This is a genomic window from Pseudoalteromonas sp. SG44-5 (genome assembly GCF_014164175.1).
Classification (GTDB): Bacteria; Pseudomonadota; Gammaproteobacteria; order Enterobacterales; family Alteromonadaceae; genus Pseudoalteromonas; species Pseudoalteromonas nigrifaciens.
In genome coordinates, this window is the sequence record NZ_JACJES010000012.1 from 55,630 (window position 1) to 81,386 (window position 25,757).

Annotated in this window: 20 protein-coding genes; 11 read left to right on the forward strand and 9 right to left on the reverse strand. The window is 40.5% G+C overall.

Going from position 1 to position 25,757, the window contains the following annotated elements; translation table 11 throughout:
- Positions 1 to 155 precede the first annotated feature (155 nt).
- From H5079_RS12555 to H5079_RS12575, 5 genes are all read left to right on the forward strand, one after another.
- Entirely contained in the window at positions 156 to 1,031 is an 876-nt protein-coding gene (locus H5079_RS12555) for a nuclease-related domain-containing protein (protein ID WP_182684217.1), read from the forward strand.
- A gap of 110 nt (positions 1,032 to 1,141) precedes the next feature.
- Positions 1,142 to 1,540 (forward strand): DUF6088 family protein, encoded by a 399-nt coding sequence (locus H5079_RS12560; protein ID WP_182684218.1) that lies wholly within the window; start codon positions 1,142 to 1,144, stop codon positions 1,538 to 1,540.
- 103 nt (positions 1,541 to 1,643) lie between these two features.
- Positions 1,644 to 2,480, forward strand: a complete 837-nt coding sequence (locus H5079_RS12565; protein ID WP_182684232.1) for a nucleotidyl transferase AbiEii/AbiGii toxin family protein — start codon at positions 1,644 to 1,646, stop codon at positions 2,478 to 2,480.
- Between the two features lie 288 nt (positions 2,481 to 2,768).
- Positions 2,769 to 3,092 (forward strand): helix-turn-helix domain-containing protein, encoded by a 324-nt coding sequence (locus tag H5079_RS12570; protein ID WP_182684219.1) that lies wholly within the window; start codon positions 2,769 to 2,771, stop codon positions 3,090 to 3,092.
- On the forward strand, positions 3,076 to 4,464 hold the full coding sequence (locus H5079_RS12575; RefSeq protein ID WP_182684220.1) for a HipA domain-containing protein: 1,389 nt from the start codon (positions 3,076 to 3,078) through the stop codon (positions 4,462 to 4,464). Before H5079_RS12570 ends, H5079_RS12575 begins: the two co-directional genes overlap by 17 nt.
- Before the next feature lie 377 nt (positions 4,465 to 4,841).
- Here H5079_RS12575 and H5079_RS12580 read toward each other — a convergent pair whose 3' ends face one another.
- Positions 4,842 to 5,792 (reverse strand): glutathione S-transferase family protein, encoded by a 951-nt coding sequence (locus H5079_RS12580; RefSeq protein WP_182684221.1) that lies wholly within the window; start codon positions 5,790 to 5,792, stop codon positions 4,842 to 4,844.
- A gap of 77 nt (positions 5,793 to 5,869) precedes the next feature.
- Positions 5,870 to 6,325 (reverse strand): DoxX family protein, encoded by a 456-nt coding sequence (locus H5079_RS12585; protein WP_058374694.1) that lies wholly within the window; start codon positions 6,323 to 6,325, stop codon positions 5,870 to 5,872.
- Between the two features lie 143 nt (positions 6,326 to 6,468).
- Between H5079_RS12585 and H5079_RS12590 the strand changes: the two genes are divergently transcribed.
- Positions 6,469 to 7,356, forward strand: coding sequence for a LysR substrate-binding domain-containing protein (locus tag H5079_RS12590; RefSeq protein WP_011329745.1), 888 nt, complete (start codon positions 6,469 to 6,471; stop codon positions 7,354 to 7,356).
- Positions 7,357 to 7,447: 91 nt separating this feature from the next.
- On the opposite strand, the gene H5079_RS12595 is transcribed toward H5079_RS12590, so the two are convergent.
- On the reverse strand, positions 7,448 to 9,175 hold the full coding sequence (locus H5079_RS12595; protein WP_182684222.1) for a potassium/proton antiporter: 1,728 nt from the start codon (positions 9,173 to 9,175) through the stop codon (positions 7,448 to 7,450).
- A gap of 588 nt (positions 9,176 to 9,763) precedes the next feature.
- Between H5079_RS12595 and gshA the strand changes: the two genes are divergently transcribed.
- Positions 9,764 to 11,281, forward strand: a complete 1,518-nt coding sequence (gshA, locus tag H5079_RS12600; protein WP_182684223.1) for a glutamate--cysteine ligase — start codon at positions 9,764 to 9,766, stop codon at positions 11,279 to 11,281.
- Positions 11,282 to 11,532: 251 nt separating this feature from the next.
- On the opposite strand, the gene H5079_RS12605 is transcribed toward gshA, so the two are convergent.
- Both H5079_RS12605 and dgt read right to left on the reverse strand, forming a co-directional pair.
- Positions 11,533 to 13,071 (reverse strand): cell surface protein, encoded by a 1,539-nt coding sequence (locus H5079_RS12605; protein WP_182684224.1) that lies wholly within the window; start codon positions 13,069 to 13,071, stop codon positions 11,533 to 11,535.
- Between the two features lie 69 nt (positions 13,072 to 13,140).
- Positions 13,141 to 14,607 carry a dGTPase gene (gene dgt, locus H5079_RS12610; protein ID WP_041454886.1) on the reverse strand — a complete coding sequence of 489 codons (1,467 nt, stop codon included), beginning with the start codon at positions 14,605 to 14,607 and terminating at the stop codon, positions 13,141 to 13,143.
- A gap of 334 nt (positions 14,608 to 14,941) precedes the next feature.
- Here dgt and H5079_RS12615 point away from each other — a divergent pair, with 334 nt between their 5' ends.
- Together H5079_RS12615 and H5079_RS12620 are read left to right on the forward strand one after the other, a co-directional pair.
- Positions 14,942 to 16,162: an alkaline phosphatase family protein gene (locus H5079_RS12615; protein ID WP_182684225.1), complete on the forward strand. Its 1,221-nt coding sequence runs from the start codon at positions 14,942 to 14,944 to the stop codon at positions 16,160 to 16,162.
- A 184-nt stretch (positions 16,163 to 16,346) separates the two neighbouring features.
- Positions 16,347 to 17,504 carry a benzoate/H(+) symporter BenE family transporter gene (locus H5079_RS12620; protein ID WP_182684226.1) on the forward strand — a complete coding sequence of 386 codons (1,158 nt, stop codon included), beginning with the start codon at positions 16,347 to 16,349 and terminating at the stop codon, positions 17,502 to 17,504.
- Between the two features lie 231 nt (positions 17,505 to 17,735).
- Here the strand turns inward: H5079_RS12620 and hemH are convergent, their stop codons facing one another.
- The gene (gene hemH, locus H5079_RS12625) at positions 17,736 to 18,755 is read right to left on the reverse strand and encodes a ferrochelatase (RefSeq protein ID WP_011329752.1); all 1,020 of its coding nucleotides are present in this window, start codon (positions 18,753 to 18,755) and stop codon (positions 17,736 to 17,738) included.
- Positions 18,756 to 19,249: 494 nt separating this feature from the next.
- Between hemH and H5079_RS12630 the strand changes: the two genes are divergently transcribed.
- Positions 19,250 to 21,793 carry a TonB-dependent siderophore receptor gene (locus H5079_RS12630; RefSeq protein ID WP_182684227.1) on the forward strand — a complete coding sequence of 848 codons (2,544 nt, stop codon included), beginning with the start codon at positions 19,250 to 19,252 and terminating at the stop codon, positions 21,791 to 21,793.
- A 221-nt stretch (positions 21,794 to 22,014) separates the two neighbouring features.
- Positions 22,015 to 22,215, forward strand: a complete 201-nt coding sequence (arfA, locus tag H5079_RS12635) for a ribosome alternative rescue factor ArfA (protein WP_011329754.1) — start codon at positions 22,015 to 22,017, stop codon at positions 22,213 to 22,215.
- A gap of 174 nt (positions 22,216 to 22,389) precedes the next feature.
- Here the strand turns inward: arfA and H5079_RS12640 are convergent, their stop codons facing one another.
- The 3 genes from H5079_RS12640 to H5079_RS12650 all read right to left on the reverse strand — a co-directional run bounded on the left by H5079_RS12640 (position 22,390) and on the right by H5079_RS12650 (position 25,359).
- Positions 22,390 to 22,773, reverse strand: coding sequence for a VOC family protein (locus H5079_RS12640; protein ID WP_011329755.1), 384 nt, complete (start codon positions 22,771 to 22,773; stop codon positions 22,390 to 22,392).
- A gap of 28 nt (positions 22,774 to 22,801) precedes the next feature.
- Complete coding sequence (locus H5079_RS12645; protein ID WP_011329756.1) at positions 22,802 to 23,206, reverse strand: hypothetical protein; 405 nt, start codon at positions 23,204 to 23,206, stop codon at positions 22,802 to 22,804.
- A gap of 653 nt (positions 23,207 to 23,859) precedes the next feature.
- Positions 23,860 to 25,359, reverse strand: coding sequence for a DUF2235 domain-containing protein (locus tag H5079_RS12650; RefSeq protein WP_182684228.1), 1,500 nt, complete (start codon positions 25,357 to 25,359; stop codon positions 23,860 to 23,862).
- Positions 25,360 to 25,757 lie beyond the last annotated feature (398 nt).

Consider the following 25,757-nt stretch of genomic DNA (forward strand, 5'->3'; position numbering starts at 1 on the left):
CCCAGCTTCATGGATGAATTGTTTGCAGCAGAGATTATTTGGAGACTATGCGCCCCTTGGTTGCCGTCGCCAACGCGACATTCTAATATGTTTTTAAAATAGCAACGCTAATCTGAATGCGGTATAAATACAGCACTTGAATTTAGAGGTACTTCATGGACGATTTAATCAATAGTGGCTTAAGCCTTTTATTTGTTGTTGGCAGTGTTTATTCATTACTAGGTGTTTTGTTTTTTCGAATTTGGTCACATCAAAAAAATGCAAAACTACCAATAGAACGCGATAAGTTAAAGCGCGTTGCGGCTCAAACACTCAGTGAACAAGTGAATGAAAAAATAGTTGATGTGATAGGGCTTGTAAGTTTATCGGCTTTAACTGTAACTATGCCTTTTGCTATCAAAGGTATTGCTGAAATGTTTGCCAGCGGCAAGTTTAATTACTTTTTAATTATTATGATCATCTTAGGTTTAGCTTATGTAGCAAGAAAGCTTTGGGTTGAATCTAACAACTTAATAAAATTAAAGCTTGGGCGTGATGCCGAATTAGCAGTTGCTTCCGAACTTATAGAGTTACAGTCACACGGCTATCAAATTTTTCATGATATACAAGCCGATGGTTTTAATATTGATCATTTAGTAGTAGGGTTAAATGGTATTTTTGCTATTGAAACCAAAGGCAGACATAAGCGAATAAAAGATGATACAAATTACAAAGTTAAATTTGAGAATAACCATTTAGCATTTCCCTCTTGGTTTGAAAGTAAGCCGTTAGAGCAAGCCCAAAATCAAGCAAATTGGGTGAATAAATGGCTTTATGAATCAACCGGTTTTAATACGCTAGTTTTACCTGTTTTGTGCTTCCCTGGTTGGTTTGTAGAGCTAAAGCAGCGTCCAATATTTCCAATTGTTTCGCACAAGCAGGTAGTGAAAACGATTCTTTCCATGCGACAAGTATCTTTAAATCAAGAGCAGCAACGTGCTATTTGTTACCAGGTAGTTCAACGTTCACTGCATGGAAGTAAAGCAGTTTAAAAGCTGCGCTTTTCTCGTCAGCAAATTAAGTGTTGATAGCTACCTTACCCAATCTATTATTAAGTGTCGTATGTTTGCTATGTTTAATACAAGTAACGAGGGTATTTATTATGACAATAGCAAGTAAAGTAACAACAAGAATAAATCGCTCAAAGCGTTATGTTTTTGATCGTGCTGATTTTGCAGATATTGCTGGTTACGACCAAGTTGGCCGGGTATTAAAAAAGCTGGTTGATAATGGTCAATTATTGCGTATTGGTTATGGGCTTTACACTAAAGCGAGAGAAAATCGCATTACGGGTAAGTTAATGCCTGCATCGCCTGCGGGAGCTGATGGTGTTATATTAGAAGCGATTGAAAAGCTAGGTGTTGACTACAAATTTGATGAGTTTTCACAACGTAGTATCAATGGTGAAAGCTTACAAATTCCAGCGACTCTGAAAATAATTACAAATAATCGCTTTAAACGCAAAATTGTCGTAAATAATAGTGCTATTAATGCTAATTGATAGTGACCTGTTTTTAGATGTTGCCGATGCTCTTGGTATGGGTAACCCTGCTATTGTTGAAAAAGATTATTATTGTTGTTGCATTACTAAAGCTACTTTCTGAATTTTTTTTGATACGCACTTATTAGTTTTTTCTGGCGGTACCGCATTAACAAAGTCGGGCATTAAAACTCATCGAATGTCTGAAGACATTGATATTAAAATTATACCTACAGATGTGTTTGCTAATATCTCAAAAACACAAAAAAGAAAGGCTAGGAAAGAGTTACATCTTCAATTACTTAATGCCATTAGTCTGCACAATTCTTTTTCGGTAGAAAACAGCCCTACTATTTATGATGAATATCGTTATCAACAAATTGATATACGTTATCCTCAAGCACATTCAAAAGTTCCATGCCTAAGGCCGTTTATTAAGTTAGAGCTGATAGAGACCTTGCTTTATGATCAAGTAGTGAGTAGAGATATATGTTCTTTAATGAATGAGGTCACTCAAAAGCCTCCTGAAGTTGCGCTAATGGGGTTTTCGAGTATTAAGAGTACACAAGCGGAAAAGCTAGTCTCTATGTTGAGGCGAACAGCAAGTTTTGCGCGCGATAATATAAGAGATGATGATCCTGCATTAATACGCCATATTTATGATACGTATTATATTCAACAAGCTGGGCTTGCGAGTGCTTCTGACGTAATGTCTTTGGTAAGTAAAGTTATTGCGGAAGACTTAACGCGTTACTCAAACCAACACGCTGAATTTATGAAAAGTCCGATTGCTGAACTGAAGTTTGGCTTAAGCTTACTACAAACCAATACATTATATGAAGAACGCTTTAACCAATATGTAGTACCTATGGTTTATGGCAATAATAGCCTTAATTGGCAGCAAGCATTTGATGTATTTAAGTTATATTGCAATCAAGTGTTAAATAACATAAAGCTTTAGCTGCCGTCGGCAACGCGACATATAACTCAAACTTGCAATTAAAAGCTTAAGCGCGAGGTAAACTCCTGCCTACAATTTAAAAGCTGCGCTTTTTGCTTCAGCAAGCCAACGCCTACGGTAATCTATACTTTACTTAAGGGTCTAAAACTAATTCAAATGAGTCATAAGTAAACTTTAGATTACTTATGGTTTCCTGCCTGATTAATTACAACTAAAAGTAAATTTAATTTGACTTTTAATAGCTGTATTCTAATATAAAGCATATAAGTAAACTATAGTTGACCTTTAATGAGTAACCCCCCTGAAAAAAAAACACTTGGAAGAGTGGTTAAACACACTGAAATGCCTGATCTATCAAAGTCATTTTCGTCAGTGTTACTCGCTGAAGCGATTACTTCAAAGCGAACAGGCATGAAGCTTACGCTAGTTGATGTATCGCAAGCACTAAACATTTCGAAGCCTACGCTGATAAAAATAGAAAAAGGTGATGTTAATGTGCAGTTTTTTAATGTGCTTAAAGTGATGGAGTACTTGGGATTGTCGTTTAGCCTTGTTAGTGATGACGCGTCGCACCACAATAATAAAAAGGTGAATGATGAGCAGTGGTATTAAACAAAATAGGTTAGACGTGTTTATTGGTCATACGCAAAAGATAGGTGCGATAACTCTTGATATAGGCTCTGAAAATGAAATTTTATTTAGCTATGAGCCTGAGTGGATTAATAAGGGTTTTGCTATTTCACCACATTTACCGCTCAACGGTGATTTTGATTCTCGTGCTGTGCGTAATTACTTACAAAACTTATTGCCGGAGGGTAAAGGCCTTGAAGAAATTATTAGTAGTACGACTATTTCTAAAAACAATACGTTTGGTTTAATTAAAGTAATTGGCGAGGAAACGTCAGGCGCTTTGTCGTTTAGAGTAAGTGACAATACTGCAAAACAAACATCTTTTCGTGAAGTAACTAAAGATGAGTTAAGTCAAAAGCTTAAACGCTTTAAACAGGCTGGTGAATCAATCACCCTTTGGGATGGACGAACTCGGCTATCTGTTGCTGGGGTTCAAGATAAGCTCAATTTACTCGAAATCGATGGTAAATTGGGTTTTGGTGAAGGGGAGTTATGTTCCAATAAAATTTTTAAATTTGAAACAGGCACAGCTCCTTTCATTGCCGTAAATGAACTCTTTACTATGTTGTTGGCAAAGGAGTCGGGATTTAATGTTCCCCATGTAGAGTTGCGTACGTATGGCGATACTCGGGTATTTGTAATCGATCGCTTTGATAGGCGTGTTGCACAGGGTCAAAACTATGTATTACGTCGTCATGTTATTGATGGTTGCCAAGCCACTAATCTACCTCCTTCGTATAAATATGAGCGTCAACATGGCGATGAGGGTGATGGTATTTATATTCGAGATGGTGTTTCTTTTCCTACACTGTTTAATATTAAAACAACGAATGTGCAGGCGTATCAGGCGGAGCTTATTCGTTGGATGACATTTAATATTTTAGTGCGTAATTACGATGCTCATGGTAAGAATATCAGTTTTTTTGTTGGTAAAAATGGTTTGGAACTTACGCCGTTTTACGACTTGGTAAATATAGAGGCTATTATTGAGCAAGCAGATATTGGCCGTGATAAGGGTAGCCCGCTAACTAGTATTTCAAGGCATTATGCGATGTCGGTTGGTGAGTATAATTCACAAAGCGCAGGCAACTTTACTAATGAAATCACCGCTTATATGTTAGCTGATTTTGCTGATGAATTTGCTATTTCGCTACCCCGCATGCAACTACTTATGAGCCAAACAGTTGAGTCTGTATTAAAGGCTATTGATGCGGCTAAAGTTGCTGCTGTTAAAAATAAGCTATCTGCTACAGAGTTAGCACACATTGATTTATGTATAAAAGTAATAAATAAAGCAGCAAATGAGCTGAATGCTCAGATAATACAATTACCAAATATGGATGCGTTTATTTGAGTTGATTTTAGTTAATACTTGAATTCAAGAAGAGTGAAAGTTTACTACTTGTGTAATAGCCGCTTAGTTGCCGTCGCCAATGCGACATATATCTCAAATTTGCAATTAAAAGCCTAGGCGCGAGGTAAGCCCCCGCCTACAATTTAAAGGTTTCGGGCTTAGCACAATGAGGCAATTAGCTATACTATTCGCCTCATTGTGTGAGGCGAATAGTAATTGTATGTGCAGTATTAAAGCGAGCAGAGGACTAACTGGAAACTGACCGTGGATTGTTTTTTCTCTAAAGCGCAGCGCCTCATACCCTCTTTGTGAATTTTTTACTGGCTGTTTAGTTACTTTAGAGCTTCGGCATAATTTTGCCGAAGCTCTAAGCCCGATTAATACCGGCGGTCGCGATCGTGCGGTTGCTCAAATTGTGTTTTAGGCCCTAGCGGTACTACGCCGGTGGGGTTAATAGTTTTGTGGCTGGCGTAGTAGTGTATTTTGGTGTATTCCAAGTCAACAGTGTCTTTAATGCCTGGTACTTGGTACAGCTCAGTGACATAGTTATATAGGTTAGGGTATTCGCTAATTTTTTGCTGATTACACTTAAAGTGGCCATGATACACAGCGTCAAAGCGCACTAAAGTAGTAAATAAGCGCCAATCGGCTTCGGTAATTTGCTCACCCACTAAGTAGTGCTGTGTAGCTAGGCGTTGCTCTAACCAGTCTAGGCTTTCGAATAATGCATGGTAAGCGCTATTATAAGCACTTTGCGTGGTGGCAAAGCCTGCTTTATATACGCCGTTATTTACTGTGTTGTAAATGCGCTCGTTTACGCTGTCGATTTCTGCTCGCAGTGCTTGCGGGTAGTAGTCGTCGGTGTTGCCGGTTAGCTCGTTAAACGCGGTATTTAAAATACGCATGATGTCCGATGATTCGTTATTAACTATAGTATGGGTTTTTTTATCCCATAAAATAGGAATAGTGGCGCGGCCTTCGTAATTGGCATCGGCTTTTAAATATAATTGGTAGGCGTAATCTAGGTTATAAAGCGGATCGCCGTGCTCACCAAATTCCCAGCCATTTTCGAGCATTTCGGGCTTTACTACACTAAGTGTAATTACGTTTTCGAGTTGCTTTAATTTACGCATTATCATGGTGCGGTGTGCCCATGGGCAAGCTAGCGACACATATAAATGGTAACGTCCCGCTTCGGGTTTAAATTGGCTATCGGCGGCGTTTGAAATTTGTTGGGTAAAGCGGCTTGCTTGGCGCTCAAACTTACCACCAGATTTTTTAGTGTCGTACCATTGGTCAACCCATTTTCCGTCTACGATTAGTCCCATTATTAACTCCTTAATTTGCTGTAAATGCATAAACACACACCGCATAGCTATGCGGTGTGTGTTTTAAATAACTAATATTACGCTTTGTTTAAGTTACGGTTAATTACGTTATCAAGTGAGAATTTACCGCCACCTTGGATAACTAAAGCAAGTGTGATTGCTAATAGCGCTAGGCCAAATTCGTAACCGTTGTTGCTCATAAATAAGCCGTTATCAATGTGAGTGGTAAATATAGCCACAACCATAGTGATAGCCAGTACAAAGCTAGCAGGTCTTGTTAGTAGGCCAACAATTAAAAATAAGCCACCAAAAAACTCTGCACTACCAGCCATTAAGGCCATTAAAAACCCTGGTGCTAGGCCAATTGATTCCATCCATTGTCCTGTGCCTTCTAAGCCGTAACCACCAAACCATGCAAATAATTTTTGTGCACCGTGAGCGGCAAAAATAATACCAGCAATAACGCGCAGTGGTACTGCAGCCAGTGATTGTTCAGTTTTAGTGATAACGTTAGCAATATTTTTAATAGTCATAATTTTTACCCTTATTGATGTTAAGTAAGTATGTTTAATTGAGTATGTAGCCATTGTAGTTGTTGTTTTGTAATTAAATAACTCCTATTATTTGCTTTATATGTTCAAATAATTTGAACAGTTGTTATTTGGATGAAAAAACCATGAATACACCTCCTATTAGTATTGAAGCGTTACTGGTGCTTGACGCTATTGAGCATCGTGGCAGTTATGCGGCAGCCGCAGAGCAATTAAATAAAGTACCTTCGGCGCTATCCTACATAGTACAAAAACTAGAAGAGCAATTAAACGTTACTTTGTTTCAGCGTCAGGGTCGTCGGGCTGTGTTGACTCCTGCGGGCAAACATTTACTGACCGAGGGGCGTAAGTTGCTTACGGCGATTAATTCATTATCGGAGCAAACACAAACAATTGCGAATGGCTGGGAGCCAAAAATTCGTATTGCTTTTGACTCGATTATTGATATAAAACCGATATTTACCAGTATAGAGCAGTTTTTAGCAGAGCATGAAAATATTGAAATAGATGTACAAGAACAGGTAATGAACGGCAGCTGGGAAGTACTGATTGAAGACAAAGTTGATTTAGTTATTGGCGCACCGTCGCCAGTGCCAAACCAAAAAGGCATTCGCGCGGTTAAAATAGATGAGTATCAAAGTGTACTTGTGGTAAATAGCACGCACCCGTTAGCAACGCAGCAGCAACCTCTCGATATGAGTAGCCTTGCTCAGTACCGCAGTGTGATAGTACACGACTCTGCAGAGCAAGAAATTCCATGGTCGGCAAATATAATAGAGGGCACCCAGCGCTTTTTTGTTAGCTCTGTTGCGCAAAAAATTGCGGCTATTATTGCAGGTATAGGTATTGGTTATTTACCCAAGCGTTTAATTGAGCAGTATATAGGGTCGGGGCAGTTAGTGGAGGTAAAGCTAACCGAGCAACGACCTTGCCAAGATCTATTTATTGCCTGGAAAATAACTAATAAAGGTAAAGGGTTGCAACGACTTACCTCACTGTTACTACAACCTTAACGTTGCGCTTTTAAAGCTAACAGCCGTGTAAGGCTGTTAGCTAATAGCTGTATTAAATGTAATTTACTACTTAAAAGCTAAGGTAAGCCCTTTATTCGTCTAGGCTTTCATCTAGGGTAATTATAATACCAACGGTAATAATACGGTCGCCAACCATTTCACAAATAGTGAGTTTTACGTCATCAAGTTCAATAAAGTCATCTACCTTAGGTAAGCTGTTTAGCGAGGTTTTTAGTACTTGCTCTAGCGTATCGTTTGGTTCAGCAGCAATATGAATATCGTAAGAATAGGCTATGCTGGCTACACTGGTATTGCCTTTAACTCTTAGCTCTTTTGCCGAAAGCTCGGTAATGTCTTGATCAATCGTGCTTGAAAAAACACAATCAACAAACTCGCGGGTATGCGGTTTTAGTACCATAAATAGCTGATCGTCTGCCTGTAATAACGTAGAGCCGCGCGGGGCAATAATATTATTATTACGACTGATCATTGCCATTACTGTGCTATCGGGTAGTGCTAATTGCGATAAACGACGGCCAACAGCGCGTGACATTTTGCCTATGGTGTATTCAACAATATCGGCATCAACATCGCCTAAAGCAGTGATCTCTAACGTGGCTGCGGGAGTCACTGGCGGTGGTAAAGTAAGCTTTAGTTTGCGGGCCATTAAAGCAAGCGTTGAGCCTTGTAGTGTGGCTGAAATTAACACCACAAAAAATACTACGTTAAATATGAGTTCGGCGCCAGGCAGGCCAAACATAAGAGGAAATATTGCTAAAATAATAGGGACTGAGCCGCGCAGGCCAACCCAAGACACTAAGGTGATTTCACGCGCTTTAAAACCAAATAGCGCTAACACCGGAATAACCGCCAAAGGGCGCGCAATAAATATAAGCACTAATGCAATGATCAGTCCCTCAAACCACACATCTAATAACGAGGTTGGGTTTATTAATAAGCCCAACACCACGAACATGGTAATTTGACCTAACCAAGCTAACCCGTCGTGGAATAAAAACGTACTGCGCTGAAACACAAAGCGGCTGTTGCCAATAACCACACCAGTAATAAATACCGCTAAAAACCCGCTACCACCAATGTTTGCGGTAATACCAAATGAGAGTAAACCACAAGCAGCAACCAATACCGGATACAAACCGGTAGCAACTAATTGAATTTTATTAATTAATTTAACAGAGATCCAACCCACGGCTAAGCCGACTAATGCGCCTAAGCCCATTTGTGATACAAACATGAGTAATAGGCCTGTGCCTAGCTTCATGTCGTTTACCAGAACTTCTAGTAAGCCTACGGTTAAAAATATTGCCATGGGGTCGTTTGAGGCACTTTCTATTTCGAGGGTGGCTTTTAGTTTGGTGTTTAAATGAATACCGGCATTACGCAGTAGCGCAAATACGGCCGCGGCATCGGTTGAGCCTACAATAGCGCCAAACAATAAGCCTTGTAGCAAAGGAATATCAAGCATGTAAGCGGCAGCAACCCCAGTTACTGCGCTGGTAATTAGTACCCCAAGGGTGGCCAATACGGAGGCGGGTTTCCAGACTTTTTTTATCGCTTTTAAGGGCGTTTGTAAACCGCCATCAAATAATATCATTGCTAATGCGAGCGTACCTAAAGAGTGCGCCGCTGCTGCATTGTCAAAAAATATGCCTCCGGGGCCATCTTCACCAGCGAGCATACCGACCATTAAAAACATTACCAGTACGGGCAAACCGAGACGAGCTGATAATTTACTGGATACAATACCCAGTAAAATTAATACCGCGGCTAACAATATTATTTGATCAATCAAAAACATATATTATTCTCATTTATAGCTAAGGGCTGGGTTATGTCGTTATTGTAAATTATGCACTAGAGCATGGGATAGTAGTTACTCTGCTGCTAAGTATGAACTGGTTTTCATTTTTTAATAGGTAAAATAATAAGCGATAATAAACATGGGTTTGTTTACACAAAAATGTTTTTAGCTTTTGATATTGTAGCATTATTTTCATTAAATAGGGAGGGCCAGCGTTATAAATAGCAGGTATTAGTGATCTGCTAAAAACTTGCCAAGCTCGGTGTTAAAGGGCCATTTTTAGATGTCATTTTAGCTCGCGCTTTAGGTTTAATATTTACAGTGAGAGTTTTGGTTCAACTTAGTCGCTTTAGTTTTTAACCTTTTAGATTGCTTTTTAAATTTGCACTTCGCCTTTGGCACTATTACCACTTAGTAAAAGTCATTTACACAATGAGGGGATTATTTATTAATGCATAAGAAATATAATGCTCTACTTATTTTTACTAGCACAGTCATCGTATGCCTAGGTTAAGGCGCGAAAGCAGCACAAGTAAAAAGGATCAGGGAAACTTCCTGATTAACTGAATTATTACAGAGGTTTTTATGACGTTATCCCTAACTCCACGCCTAACACAGTTAGCCAATGCTGATTTGATCCAACCATTGGCGCATATTAAAAGGGGTATCGAAAAGGAAGCTTTACGAGTAACTACAGATGGTTTGTTGGCACAAAACCCTCATCCTTATAATTTAGGCTCGGCGCTAACTCATCCTCATATCACTACAGATTACTCAGAGTCGTTATTGGAGTTTATTACCCCAGCAGTTGAAAGTATTGATGACACACTCGACTTTTTACAACAATTGCACCGTTATACTGCCACTGAACTAACCGCGCAAAATATATGGCCAGCAAGTATGCCGTGTGCGCTTCAAGGTAATGATAGTGTGCCTATTGCTCAATATGGTAGCTCGGTGCAAGGAAAAATGAAGCACACTTATCGTCGTGGGCTAGATATGCGCTACGGGCGTATTATGCAAAGTATTGCGGGTATTCATTTTAATTTTTCATTACCGGATAGCTTTTGGCAGGGGTATCAAACTCTACAGGGTAACCAAGACTCGCTTGCTGATTTTCGTTCTGCCCAGTATTTTGCGCTGATCCGTAACTTTCGTCGCTATGGTTGGTTATTGCTTTATTTATTTGGTGCATCTCCTGCGTTAAGCCGCTCGTTTGTTGATGGCCGCGCGCATCAGTTAGCCAGTTTGGGCAGCGATACGCTTTATATGCCTTATGCAACTTCGTTGCGAATGAGTGGTTTTGGCTATCAAAACGATGCCCAAGCGAGTTTAAATGTAAGTACCAATAACTTAGCTGAATATAGCCGCGATTTAACACAAGCGCTTCACACGCCACATGCACCTTATACGCGTATAGGGGTTGAGGTAAATGGTGAAAAACGTCAGCTAAACGATAATATTTTACAAATTGAAAACGAATACTACAGCGATATTCGCCCTAAACGTGTTACTCACGCGGGTGAAACACCACTGCAGGCTATGAACGATCGCGGGGTTGAATACATAGAAGTACGTAATCTCGATATTAACCCCATGTTGGCGCTAGGTATTGATGACACTCAAATTCGCTTTTTAGATACATTTTTACTGTTTTGCTTATTACAAGATAGCCCAGAAATTGGCGAGCAAGAACAACAGCGCTTGGCACGCAATCATACCCGTGTGACCGAGCAGGGGCGATGCCCTGATTTACTGCTAGAAACTGCTAATGGTGAGCTTAGTCGCAGTGCTTGGAGCGAACAGCTATTTGCAGAGCTAGATGCTATAGCAGAGTTACTTGATCAAGCTGGTAGCGGCTATAGTGAGGCGATACAACACTACAAGCCATTATTACAACAGCCAGAGCTAACTCCGTCGGGGCTTATGTTGACGCAGCTTGTCGCTAATAATCAGGATCACAGTGATTGGGTAGGGCAGCGCGCCACTGAGCTCACTGCACAATGGAAAAAAATGCCACTGAGCGCAGCACAAAGCGATTACTTTAAACAGCTTGTAAGCTCATCACACGCAGAGCAGCAAAAGTTAGAGGGTAAGGTTTAGCAAAAGAGCAGCTTTTAGGTGTCGGGCTTTAGCTTTTAGATAGATGATACGACCCCGATAAAGTAAACCGCACTAGGGTCGTATCAAGGTCAATACGCCCTATCAAGCTTGGTACTTGTAGGTGCGATTAAGCCTCAACCCCTGGCCGAAATTAATAAACCACAACAATAAAAGTAAACCCCAAATGAGCCAATACACTTTTTGAAATTTATATTGGCACTTAACATTACCAATGTATAAAACCTTTAACTCTATTCTTTAGTTTGCATATTTTTAGCACGCTGCTCGGCTTCGATCAGGGCTTGAGATTTAGGTTCACGTTTTTTCTCTGCTATTTTAGGTTTTACCGATGAATTTGGATCCCAGCTATCATCCAGCGATAGGTTAGCAAATGGGTTGCTGTTGTCTATTTGCACATTTTGCTCTTTAGGCTCAGCTACTGGTTCTGGCTGTTGGTTTGTATCTGCTTTTATTACAGGCTTTGCTTTACTACCTGGTAGCGGTGCATCGGGATCGAAAGTACGTACTTCGGGCTCTTTAAATTCGTGCTCGGTATTAAATGAAGTTGCTTGCTCTGTGGTGCTGTTTACAGGGGGGTGTATATTCGTTGTTGGTTGCTGCGCAATAATTGGCTCTGGGCTGATATTGGCGGGCTCAATTGCATTTTGAGCTGGCGTTTGATCATTAATTGCAGCTGGCGCTTGTTGAGTAACCTGTTGTTGGCGCTGCTTTTTAGTAGGCAGTGGTGCATCGGGATCGAACATGCGTACTTCTGGCTCGGCAAAGTCGCTGGCATTTTTTATTCGCTCTAAGGTGTTTTTAGCCGCGGCTTCAAACTCTGCGGTATTGGGCTCTGCTTTTGTTTTTGCTTTGGGTTTTTCATTACTAAATGTTGTATTTGTTGTTTTAGCTACGGTTTCTGGCTCGCTAGTACTTGCTTGTGGTTTTGCCAGCGCGGCATCAATTTGCTGCATTGAAACAGATTCTGCCGCAATTTGTGCTGTTGTCGTATTTTGCGTATTTACGGCGCTAGGGCTTGGCTTAGCTGCCGATTTAACTGCTGGTTTAACTACTGATTTAGGAGCGGGTGTGGTAACAGCTGGGCTCGTTGGCAGTACTGTTGCCACCTCAGAATTACTTTGTTTAGAGCGGCGCATACGTACTAAAACCATTACCCCAATAAGTACTATTAGCAATAATAATAAGCTAGGTAGCAGTAGTGAGGCGGCGCTTTCGGTGTTTGGTTTTGATACTGGCGTAGGTTTTATATTTGCCGGCTTTTGTGCTGCTGCGATGGGCTCTGCGCTTATTTCTGTCGTGTTTGTCTGTGTACTTTTAGCTGCCGGATTTTTTATATCAGTGCTTTTTACATCCGAGCTTTTAATATTGGCAATAGGCTCATCAGTTGTTACTTGGCTTGTTTGACTAGGGATTGCTTGTAACTCGGTATTAATACTCGCGGTATTGTCTGCCTCAGAGTGTGTTTTTAAAGGCTCAACAATAGGCGCTTTAACCGACTCAGTAATAGGCTCGGGCAGTGCCTTCTGCGGCTCTGGATCATTAACAATAGCATGTGGCTTAGGTTTTGGCTGAGTTGGTGTTACTACCGGCTTATTGCAATTTTTATTATAGTCGCGCGCGGCATTGCGGTAGCTGCGGCCCGTTTTGTTATTACTGTGCTGCTGCATTTCTTGTTTTATAAGTATGCACATAGCTTGGTTATAGGCTGCGCTATTAAAGCTATAAAATAGGGCAACACAAAGGGTCAGGCGTGTGAGTATTTTTATCATAAAGTTCAGTAGCGCTTAAGCATCAATAGTTTGATTTTAAGCGCTAATTTAAAATATATCTACTGTGGGCTACTCAATTACCATTAGGCTGCGATATTCGTCGTAGGCAAATTGATCGGTCATGCCGCTTATATAATCTTGAATTAACCGGCAGCGGTAATAAAACTCATAGGCGGTAAAGTGATCAGGCTCTTCTTGCATTGCATCTATGGCGTGCTGATAGCTGTTTAAGTGCTTTTTAGAAAGCTTTTTAACCAGTCGCGATTCTATTAATAAGCGTGAATCGCCATTGAGCGCTCGTTTAAAATCGTCACTGCTTAATAATAGCAGTGGTTTGTAGCAATCGAGCAGACCGTTAATAATACGGTAGCCTTGTAGTTCGAGTTTTTCTACTTCTTTGTTTGAAAATACATATTCAAGCGCCACTTGTTTAAGGGTTATGGTGAGTGCGTGTAAATAGCTGCGATCCTCAAGTAGTGCTTGGTTAAAATCGCCATGATAAATGGGTTCTATGTGTTTAATAAAGCGTTTAGCCGCATGATTAACTAACGGATGCAGCAGCGCTACGCGTAAGTATATAAAAAATTCACTATTAAAATTATAAGGTTGTGCGTTGGCACGCTCAAGTGCGTAGTCTACGGCTTTATTTACAAAGTCTTGATGCTGGCTGTCGTCTATAGTGAGGTTTATAAGTACTTTTGTATAATGACTTTTAAGCTTTTGGCATAATAGTTCGGTGCTTATTATGTCTTTTTCTACGGCGTCTTCTATATCGGCTAGGCAATAGGAAATATCATCGGCGGCTTCCATAATATAACTTGCAGGGTGGCGGCAATACGGCTGAATTTCAAGCGCAGTTTGCAGTGCTTCTACAAAGTTTTTTTCGCTGTAGTAGTAACCGACCTTTTTCATTAAATAGTTTTTGTTTTGTGGTATCTCTTTTTTGTCGAGCCCGGCAGGGCGGGTATATTTTAAAATACCGGCACTTTGGCTGTAGGTTAAATTAAGTAATTGTAATGAGTGAATAATACGTATGCCTTGGGCATTGCCTTCAAAGCTGCAAATGTCGTGTGCTAGGCTTTTAAAAACAACCCCAATACCAGAGTTAGGCTGTTTACAGCGCTCGGGGGTTACACTTGCTAAATTATTATTAAACCAATGGTTTATGGCGGCTTCACCAAAGTGACCAAACGGCGGATTGCCTATATCGTGCATTAGGCAGGCCATTTCAACTAGGCTTTCTAACGGCCGCTCTAGCTCGGTGAGTCCGTAGTCTTGCAGCTGCTGATAACTTAGTGATGCAAAAATACGTTGTACTATAAAGCGCCCTACTTGTTGTACTTCTAACGAGTGAGTAAGGCGAGAACGTACCGCGGCGTTGCGCTCTAGTGGAAACACTTGGGTTTTTTGTTGTAGGCGACGAATAGCGGCGCTGTTTATAATTCGGCCCCGATCGCTCTCTAGTGCCATTTGTAAGTTAGCGGTAGTGCGATACATACGTGCGGGGGTTATTTTTTTACTAAAATCGATCATCATCTTGTCCTTTTTTAAGCTGATGACAGGCATAGTTTTAGCGCATCGTCATATGTTTTTCATTAATTTTCTTTAATCTATCAGTTTGTATCTTAAATTAATATATTGCTTTAAGATCGAATCACAAAGCAGGTTTTTAGATGTCAGGTAAAGGTTAGCCAAGTGCGGTGATTGTAAGTAGGCGGGAGTTTACCTCGCGCTGTTACTTTGTAGGCGCATAGCTTGCTGGCGCGAAAAGCGTAGCTTTTAATTTTTAGCGCTTTGGTAGAGATGAGCCAAACGCGCTCATTTACACACATATTTTATAAATAAACATTATGTTAAACAGGGTATTAAAATGAAACAGTGGATTGTAAAGGCAATATCGGTTTGCCTTTTATTAGGGATGAGTAATGCGTTTGCCGCAAAAGAGCAAACGGTAGTACTTATATCAATTGATGGTATGCGCTGGGATTATATAGAAAAACATGGTGCGCCTAATTTAAAAGCAATGGGTGAGCGCGGTGTAAGAGCGCAAAAGTTGATTCCGGTTTATCCTACCAAAACGTTTCCTAACCATCTTTCAATTATTACCGGCTTACTCCCTGTTAATCATGGCATTGTTGACAATAGATTTTGTGATAAAGCCCGTAATAATGAATGCTATAGCATGGGCAAAGGCTTTACCGATAGTACTTGGGTTAGCGGTACGCCGTTGTGGAACTTGGCTAAAATGCAGGGACTTAAATCGGCAGTTTATTTTTGGCCTGAGTCGGATGCGCGTTTTAACGGCATGGCCCCTGACTACTATTTTCATTACTCGCAGCATAGCGACTATCAAGACCGGGTTGATCAAATAGTGCAGTGGTTAAGTTTACCTAAAGCGCAGCGCCCACGTTTTGTTGCAGGTTATTTTTCATTGGTAGATAGCATGGGGCATAAATATGGGCCCGATGCGATGCAAACGCGCGATGCAGTTAAACAACTCGATGAGTTAATGGGGCAATTACAAGCGCGTTTAAGCAAATTAGATCAAGAAGTAAACTTAGTGATAGTGTCGGATCATGGTATGGCGCAGCTCGATCCAGCTAAAAGTATATTAGTTAGTAGTTTACCTAAAGATGACAACTTTTTAGTAAAAAACACTGGCCCGCGGTTACTTATTTATACAAAACCTGAGGCGGTTAATGCCGATATTGAGGGCTATAAAGCGCGTTTACAACAAGCAGCTAAAGGGCGTTATACGGTATTAACGGCTGAGCAGTTAGCGGGCTATCATTATAATAAAGGCACCCGTGTAGGCGATATTGTAGTGCAAACAACGGCACCAGCAATATTTGCTAGTTCAGAAAAAGCAGGCCCTATAGGCACCCACGGTTATGCTTATACCGATGATATGGCAGCAACCTTTTTAGCTGTTGGCCCTGCGTTTAAAAAGGGTATGAGTATTGAGCAAGTTAATAACTTAGATATTTACCCGGTATTGGCAAAAATAATGGGGCTAAAGCTACTTAGTAAAACCGACGGCGACGGTAAAAGCTTAATGCCCGCTGTGCAGCGAAAAATGATAGTGCATTAATCTGTAGTCTAAAAAATAACAGCTTAGGCTGTAAACTACATAATACCTAAGCGGCTAATTAGCCGCTTTTTTATGCCTGTAAACTGACATGACTATTTTTCACTCAAATTAGACCTCTTGCTAATTGCAAAGTATTTAACTGCCACGTATGTTAAAAATATAACAATAATAAATAGAGAAACTTATGGCAGGGATTGATCAGTTAGTTAGCCGTGTAATGGCAGGGTTGGTGGCCGTTATTATTGGTTTTACCAGCTCAGTAGCACTGATTTACCAGGTAGTTATTGTGCTTGGCGGTACGCCTGAGCTAGTAGCCAGCTGGATTTTAATGCTGGGCTTGGTAATGGGCAGCACCTCTATTATTTTATCGTATTATTATAAAGTGCCAATATTAATAGCGTGGTCGACTACAGGGGCTGCACTGCTAATTTCTACCGCTGATGGCTATAACCTAAATGAGGCCGTAGGGGCATTTATGCTCTGTGCACTATTGGTATTTTTATCGGGAGTGACGGGCTGGTTTGAAAAAGTTATGAACCGTATTCCCAGTGAGCTTGCCTGTGCCATGCTTGCGGGCGTATTAGTTACTTTTGGCATTGACGTATTTAACTTTATGAACGAGTTACCGTTAATGATTGGCTTAATGGTATTAGTTTATTGCATAGGTAAACGTTACTTTGCACGTTTTACTATGTTAAGTGTGCTAATAACCGGCGTATTACTGGCGTGGAATATGGGCCATATTGATACCAGCAACTTGCAATGGCAAGCTAGTAGTTTTGCTTATATAGCCCCAAGTTTTAACTTTCAGGCATTTATTAGTATTAGTATTCCTTTATATATAGTAACCATGACCTCACAAAACTTACCCGGTATTGCAGTACTAAAAGCCCATAATTATAAAGCGCCAATTTCGGCGTCACTTAATGTAACGGGTTTTATTAATTTAATAACAGCGCCATTTGGCACCTATTCAATTAATTTAGCTGCCATAACAGCCGCCATTTGTATGAGTGAAGATGCAGATAAAAACCCCGATAAACGTTATTGGGCGAGCATAGCCGGTGGCGTTTTTTATATTATTATGGCGCTGTGCGCAGCAACATTAGTGGCCGTAGTGGCCAGCTTACCGCAAGCATTAATTTTAGCTTTAGCGGGCATTGCATTATTTGGCACTATTGCTTCAAGCCTGCAGCAAGCACTGCATAGCTCACAATATAGCGAAGCCGCCATAATTACATTTTTAGTCACCGCGTCAGATTTAACCCTGTGGTCGGTAGGCTCAGCCTGCTGGGGAATTATAGCCGGCGTATTAACGCTATTTATTATCCGTAAGGGTTAAAAGTAGGTTGTAGGGAAGCGATTAGGCGCTAGGTTTTAGGCGTATAAAAATTAAAAAACTCACCACTGGGTGCTACTCCTTTGTGGTGAGTTTTCACTTTTACCCGTGCACAAGGCACTAAGCAGACAAAAGGTTTTTTACTAAAGGTGCGATTAAGCTACAGCTACAGCAAACCGATCTTAGTCAGTTAATACCTAAAGCCTGATACCTAAACCTGCTCTTTTACTGCCTTTAAAGCATTGGTTTTAATATATCAAACATAGCGTCTATGTGATCGTCTCGCTCGTTTAGTGCAGCAATGTAACGGTATTTTTCACCGCCGGCATGTTCAAAAATTTCACGGTTTTCGCCCTCTAACTCCTCGAGGGTTTCTAAGCAGTCAGCACTAAACGCGGGGCTAATTATGGCAATATCTTTAATGCCTTGTGCAGGAAAGCTTTCAAGGGTAGCGTCGGTGTAAGGCTTTAACCATTCTGCTTTACCAAAGCGGCTTTGAAAGGTACTTATTACTTGATCTTTATCAAGGCCAAGCTTTTCGATTACTAAACGTGTGGTTTGTAGGCATAAACAGTGATACGGATCGCCTCGTTCTAAAAATAGTTTAGGCATACCATGGTACGAAAAAACGAGTTTTTGTGGCATACCATTGGCTGCTAAATCTTCGCTAATACTATTAGCTAACGACTCTATGTAACGCGTATTTTTGTGATAGCCGTTTATAAAATGCAGCTCAGGAACCCAGCGCCATTTACGCAGCACGTTTGATACCGCGTCAAAGGTTGAGCCCGTAGTTGGGCTTGAGTATTGTGGGTATAACGGTAATACAATTATGCGCGTAAGGCCTTTATCGCGAAGTTGTTCCAACCCAGCTTCAATTGAAGGATTGCCGTAACGCATAGCCATAACCACTTCGGTATTGGTATAGCCATGCTCTTTTAATAGCGCATTTAATTTTAGGCTTTGCTGGCGAGTAATATGGGTAAGTGGTGAGCCGTTTTCGGTCCATATACTTTCATAAAGCTTGGCAGAGCGTTTTGGGCGAATACGTAAAATAATACCATGGAGAATAATCATCCATACAAAACGTGGTATTTCTACAATACGTGGATCTGATAAAAACTCACGTAAATAAGTACGCAAAGCACTTGCTGTTGGCGCATCAGGGCTGCCTAAGTTGGTGAGTAATATGCCTGTTTTTTGATTGAAACGCCCATCATGGGGATTATCGGTAACGGCAGAAAATCGCGACACGTTATGCTCCTTCAAGCAAAATATTCAGAAATAACTATTAAGGCATAGTGTAACGAAAAAAAGCACTGTTTAGATCAATGATTTAGTTGTTTTAATTATAATTTTAAAAAATCAGCACGATTAGATACTTTGAGGTTATTACTTTTTATATAAAAACTAAAAAACCTGCCATTTTAGTGCACTGTAAACACCAGGTTACAGACTGTAAAGCTAAGTAACCATGGTTTGGCTGTAAAATGAGCAGTCAGTGAGTTGAAGGCCAGTGTAAATAATACGTTAACTTTTTAATATTTAAAATAAAATGCCGAATTGCTGGTATTTTAACCTATTAAAGGTGTTAATTTTCTATTTTAGAAGTTATTTGCATACATAGACTAATTATTTATGCGTTTTAGTATCTTTTTATTTATATATGTTGCTAGGATGTTGGCAGCAAGGTTTGTATGTAACAGCCTTTCATAAATTATAAGAACACACAAAACAGGGTCGTCACTATGTCAACATATCGTTTAAACACACTCGCTGTTGCCGTTGCTTTTGCTTTTAGTGCACCAAGCATTGTTAACGCACAAGAAGCACCGGTTAAAGCTGTAAAAAATATTGAGCAAATATCAGTATTAGGATCACGCGTATCAAATCGTACTTCTACTGAATCCTCATCTCCTATTGATTTAATTGACGCGGACGATCTAAATAAAGGTGGCTTTACCGAACTTGGGCAAAGCTTACAAGCAACCGCACCTTCATTTAACTTTTCGCGTACGCAAGTATCTGACGGCTCTGATTTATTTAGACCTGCCACTTTACGTGGTTTACAGCCAGATCAAACACTAGTATTAATAAATGGTAAGCGCCGTCATAATCAAGCCATTTTTGGTTTAACAAGTACGGTTGGTGGTGGTTCAGCAGGCACCGATATGAATGCGATTCCGTTAGTTGCTTTAAAAGGTGTTGAAGTACTGCGTGATGGTGCTGCAGCACAGTATGGCTCTGATGCTATTGCAGGGGTTATTAACTTATCGCTTAACAATTCAACTGGCGTTACTACAGGTTATGTACAATATAGCGAAACCGGCGAAGGCGATGGCGAAACAGTATCGGTTGGCTTAAACCGCGGTTTTGATTTAGGCAGCGAAGGTGGGTTCATTAACCTATCACTTGAGCACCGTGATGCCGAGGGTACGAACCGTGCAGAGCGCGATATTGGCGGTTCACTCGATGTAGCACCTGGTACGCTTTCTAAAGATGTACGCTGGAGCCAAGGTAATGCAGAGAGCGAATTTACCTCATTATTTTATAATATGGCACTGCCCGTTGGTGGCGATAATGAACTTTACTCATTTGGTGGCTATTCTGAACGTACTGCTTTAGGTAATGGTTTTTACCGAAACTTTAATGAAGCTGGCAAAAACGTAACTCAAGTATACGCAGATGGTTTTTTACCGCAGATTTTTAACGAAGCACAAGATATTTCACTTGCGCTTGGACTTAAAGGCGAAATTAATACCGACTGGGGATACGATGTATCGGCAGTGTATGGTGAAAACCAATACGACTTTACTTCACGTAACAGCATTAATGCCTCGTATGCGGCAGAGTATGTTGCTAATAACCCAAATGCGAGTGACGCTGATATAGCGGCTAATGCGGGCCCAAGTGGTGGGTATTCAGGTGGTTTCCGTTTTGATCAAACTACAGTTAATGCCGACATTAATGGCATTATAGATATTGGTCGTAGTGAGCCTCTTTATTTGTCGTTTGGCGCAGAGTACCGTAAAGAAAATTACGAAATAGTCCCAGGGGAAGAAGCTTCTTATGCGTGTGGTTTAGCTAATATGGATACCTCGTATCCGTCAGTTAACGATGCTAATCAATTTGCAGAGTGTGGTTTTCAAGCTTATAACGGTTTGCGCCCTGAAGCGTCAAATTCACAAAGCCGCGACAGTTATGCATTTTATGTAGATGCTGAAACCATGATCACCGATGCATGGAACGTAAGTGGTGCACTGCGCTACGAAGATTTCTCGGATGCAGGCGATGATTTAATTGGTAAATTAGCAACGCGTTATGAGTTTAATGATGACTTTGCCGTGCGCGCTGCTGCATCTACAGGCTTTAGAGCACCGTCGTTACAACAAAGTGGCTATACAGCGTTTACCACTAACTTAGGCTCAGACGGCACGTTAAGCCAATCGTTTACAGCAACCACAGGTTCGGCATTTCCTTCTGCTTTAGGGGTTAATAGTTTAGAGCTAGAAACATCTAAAAACTTAAGCGCAGGCTTTGTTTATGATGTAACCAGCGAGCTTTCGTTAACGGTTGATTTTTACCACGTAGAAATTAAAGACCGTATAACGCTAGGTAGTTTATTATCAGCAGATGATGTGGCATTTAGTGCAGAGGCAGTTGCTGCATTACAAGCAACCGGTGCAGTGCAAGCAAACTATTTCTCAAATTCTTTAGATTCAACTACGCAAGGTGTTGATATTATTGCATCTTACCGTACTGAACTGGACGGTGGTAACTTAGGTATTACTTTTGCGGGTAACCTAAACGAAACTAAAATTGATAATGTAAATGCAGCACCTGGTATTCCAAAAAATGTCGCGCTTGATGATATACAAAGCAGCTTTTTAACAGACGGCCAACCAGGTGAGCGTGGTACGTTAACCTTTGATTATGAGCGCGATGCTTATAGTTCAATGATACGCTTTAACTACTTTGGCGAAACCGATGTTAAATACTTTGCTAACGACCATATTTCGTTACCTGGGTTTTTATCACCTACGGGTTCATTTAAGCCTACCAGCACGGTTGAGTCAGCAGTATTGGTTGATTTAAACGTGACTTACCAAATTAACGATACGTTTGCTGTATCGGTTGGTGCTGATAACGTATTTGACGAAACGCCAGATGAATTAGGTGATGATGAAGTACTTAACTTTATCTCTAATGGCGGATTTAAATACCCATTACGTGCCGTACCTTATGGTTTTGATGGCCGTAGCTACTATGCAAAATTAAGCTTTAGCTTTTAATATTTAATAGCAGCTAAACAGTAACAAGCGCAGTTATTTACTGCGCTTTTTTTTGCCTTAATTTTATACAAATGAGGGCTGTGAAATAGGGGGAAAAGGGGAGTGATATATTTTTTAAATGGCGCTTTAAATCACTTGCAAGCTTGTAAATTAAGCATACAATCGCCATATCTGAGTAATATACAATCTATTTTATAATTAGTTGGTTTATAGGAAAAATGATGACTAAAAAATCGAAAGCAAAAACGGCCACTAACAGCGCCGTAGATACTGGCCGCGGTGTTATAAGGCACAATGCGTTGGCTGCACTGGTTACTTCTAAGGTGTTTAAACCACAAGTGGTTAAAGCTAAAAAAGGTAAAGGCTCTTTCAAGCGCAGCAACAAACATGCAGGACAAGAGTCCTATTTAATCGCCGCTTAAATAGCTGTGATCAAATAGGGCTTTTAGTTAAAAATTAGGTGCTAGGTAGGTTAAACAAATACTTTAGTTTTCAAAGCTAATTACTACCTAAAGCCTGCTCGCCCCCCAAAATGAAAAAGCGGACTGACAGCCAAAATGGCCGACAGTCCGCTGTTATCAAATATAAGACCCTAGTTATGCTGCTTTAAAACAGTATACTGCAAGTTTGTTACCGTCTAAATCACGAGTATAAGCAGCGTAGGCATTAGGAGCCCAACCGCGAGTACCCGGTGCGCCTTCATCAGGGCAACCTGCTGCTAAAGCCGCTGCATGGAAAGCATCTATTGATGCACGATCAGGTGCTTCAAAGCTAACCATAGTGCCGTTACCCACAGTTGCAGGCTGGCCGTTGGCTGGTTTTAGTACAAAGAAAGACGGTGCGTCTACGCCCCAAATTGAACCATTGTCATCTAAATCTGCAATACGCTTAAGACCAATAATACTTAATACGTTGTCGTAAAAGGCGCGAGCCTTGTTTAAATCGTTTGTGCCTACTGTTGTATGTGTATATATGCTCATAGTGGATTCTCCGAAAATTTAATAAAATTTATTTAGGTGTAAACATGCTATCTGCAGTGCGGTGTGCGGTATATACGGCTTCACCATCACTTTGAGCATCAAATATAACGGTAACATTAGGCGTGAAAAGCACAACGTCGCCTACTTCTGCTACATATTTATTGCCTTGTAAATCGCGCATCACAATTTTGCCTTTAGTGATTACTTTGTATTCTACAAATTCATAAACAAATTCAAATTCAACGCCAGGCTGCATAGCAAAAAAACCAACCGTTAAGCCGTTTGAGTTATCGGTGACTGTCAGCTCAGCCATCTGACTTTTTAAATCTTTAACTTCAAGCAAGCCCGCAAGATCGTTAAGTTTATAAGTGCCCGCTTTAAATAATTGAATGCTTGGCTCTTGAGCAAGTTTAGTGGTAACAGATTGAGTCATTAATGTGATCCTAATATGCTGTACTGAAACATCAGTATCTATAAATTGTGTGTTTTGTTTTAATGCTTAGCGTCAGTGCATTGCTGCTGTTTGACCCATGAGCCGTACTTTACATTGTTTATCACAAATGATAACCGGCATAAAAATCAAATGACTTTTACCTAGCAGTAACAATGTAGAAAAATTAAAGGTGGGGGAATAAATAGGTTAACGCTAATAAATTAAATATCAGCAAAGGCTCGCCAAGTAAGATATTAGTAATGGTAGGTAGGAATTTATTGGTGTGTGTTTGTGGTTACCAGCACACCAAACTGCGGAGCGGGCAGGCGGTGCGCGGCAGAGCTAGCATGAAATTAAAGCTTAATAACAAAAAGCACGATGTAAAAATCGCACTTACAAGTAAACCCAAACACCGAGCTTGGCTAATCTTTACCTAAAACTTGAGACCTAAAGCCAGTACTTTCCCTTAAATTTTTGTTGTTGAATCTCGTACTAAAAGTTCGGGAGTGTAGTGGCATAGTTAATTTAGCCATCTATTAAGAAACAAGTATTATGCTAATACGCATACAGTTTTAGCTTATATAGCGCGATATAAAATTGCAGTTAAGCAAGCCTAAATACAAGGTTTGCTTAATTTTTACCTGAGCGCTGTTTTATTTTAACCTCGTTACTTTTACTTTAATTTTACCGGCGTTAGCGCCATAAAATCGGCTTAAGTCGTTGGCAAATGGAGTAAATTCACCTGATTGCACCATTTTAACATCTGCGCCGTCGGCTATTGCAAATAAGTTCTTGTCACTTTTATTAATAGCGCCAATTAACGAAAACCACTGTGCATTTGGCAGTCGTCTAAATGGCTCGAGCAATGCCATAGAGATTTCTTTTACGCCAAGTTGCACGTCATCGCGATGCCAGCCAAGCGCAGTACATTTTATACCGTCGTCGAACCAATACTGATCAGGGTAAGGGGTAAAGCGATACGTTGCGCCTTGCTCTAGCATTAAACCAGTGGCGTTGTAGGCTTCACTGGCAAATACCACCACATCTTGGCTTTGCTTTACTGCCAGTACGCTCATATTTTGGTTAGCAAGCATAATATGTGCACTTAACCCGGTAAAACTAAGTTGGGTATTATCGTTATAGATTATTTTATAAGGCAGGTTTTTAAGTGACTCTGGGCGGTAACTGGTGAGTTTGTTAATGCGTTCGGCCACGCTGTGGTGCACTAATGGCTCAAGAGGACTTGGTTCGTTATCTATCAGTACATAGCATTCTCTATCTACTAGTTTAAAAAATGGGTTAAACCAAAAATAATTTTGCTGATGGCTTAATGCCAACGGGTCGGGTGTAATTGTTATATCGTCTTGCGCGATTACTTTATTGTTAGGAAGTAAGGCTGCATAGTCAATATCGTGACTGGTTAAAAAGGTGATATTTAACGGCTGCGAGATTAACCACTCTATTGCATAGCGTAAGCAAATATCGGCTAAACCATCGCGATAGTAACCGCCACCAATATCAGAATGCGCACCAGCAAACCACAATTCGGTAATGTTGCTTTGTTGGTTCATTAGTGTGGGTTCAAACGCGCGACGCTTTTCATCTAGGGCTACAAAATGTAAGGCTTGAGTAACATTACTTGCTATGGTGTGGTTTTCAAAAATTACATGCTCTGCGCCACGGGTCGCTTTGGTTATTTTTGATAAACCAATAGAGGCAATAGTGTCAAATACACACAGGTATACTTGCTCACTTATTAATGGTTCTAATAATTTTGCTAAGCGCCTAGCGAGTGCAGCGCCTCGGCTAAAACCAGTTAATAAGACAATGTCGCCTAGCTTATAATGGCTTTTAAAATCACTTAGGGCTTGTTTTAAAATGCTAGCTACATCGTCGTTACGTGGTGCGAGTGTTTGATTTAAAAAACGTTTTAAGCGGCTGCCTTTAGTACCAATACCTTGATAATAAAAACTAAGTTGATTGGTTAATTTAGTATTAGGAGAGTTATTAAGTTGTCCGCCAGCGAGTAAGTGTAGTTTAAGAATATTAGAAATACTGCTGTCTTCTTTAAAATGATCAGCACTAAACTGCTCGGCGTCTCTAGGCTCAGCACCGGTGCCATCAAAGTTAAAAATGAGTGTTTTAGCCGTCATTGCATATTACCTCCTAAGCTTTTTTACTTTATACCCAAAGCAAGCCTTTGAAATGCTGAACTTTGCATTTTGAGATGGTTTGGATATATAACGTAAAAGTGTTAAATATTAATGACAGCGGTAATAAATTCACCGCTGTGGTGTTTAAACTCTGCAAAACTTTAGGGTCTGTTAACCTTTGCGGATTAAAATTTGTTCAAACTAGGGGCGATTTAATCACGGCGCGAGATTTTTAACCTAGTGGGCTAAGTAAAAACCGAGCAACAAAGAGTTAATCGCCCCTAGGCAGAACCCTTCGGGCAGCGCATGTTTGGCATTGATTCTACGTTATCGCCTATTTATGGGGAATAACCACACCACATAGGCTCTGCCTTGCCTAAATACCAAACACACTGCTG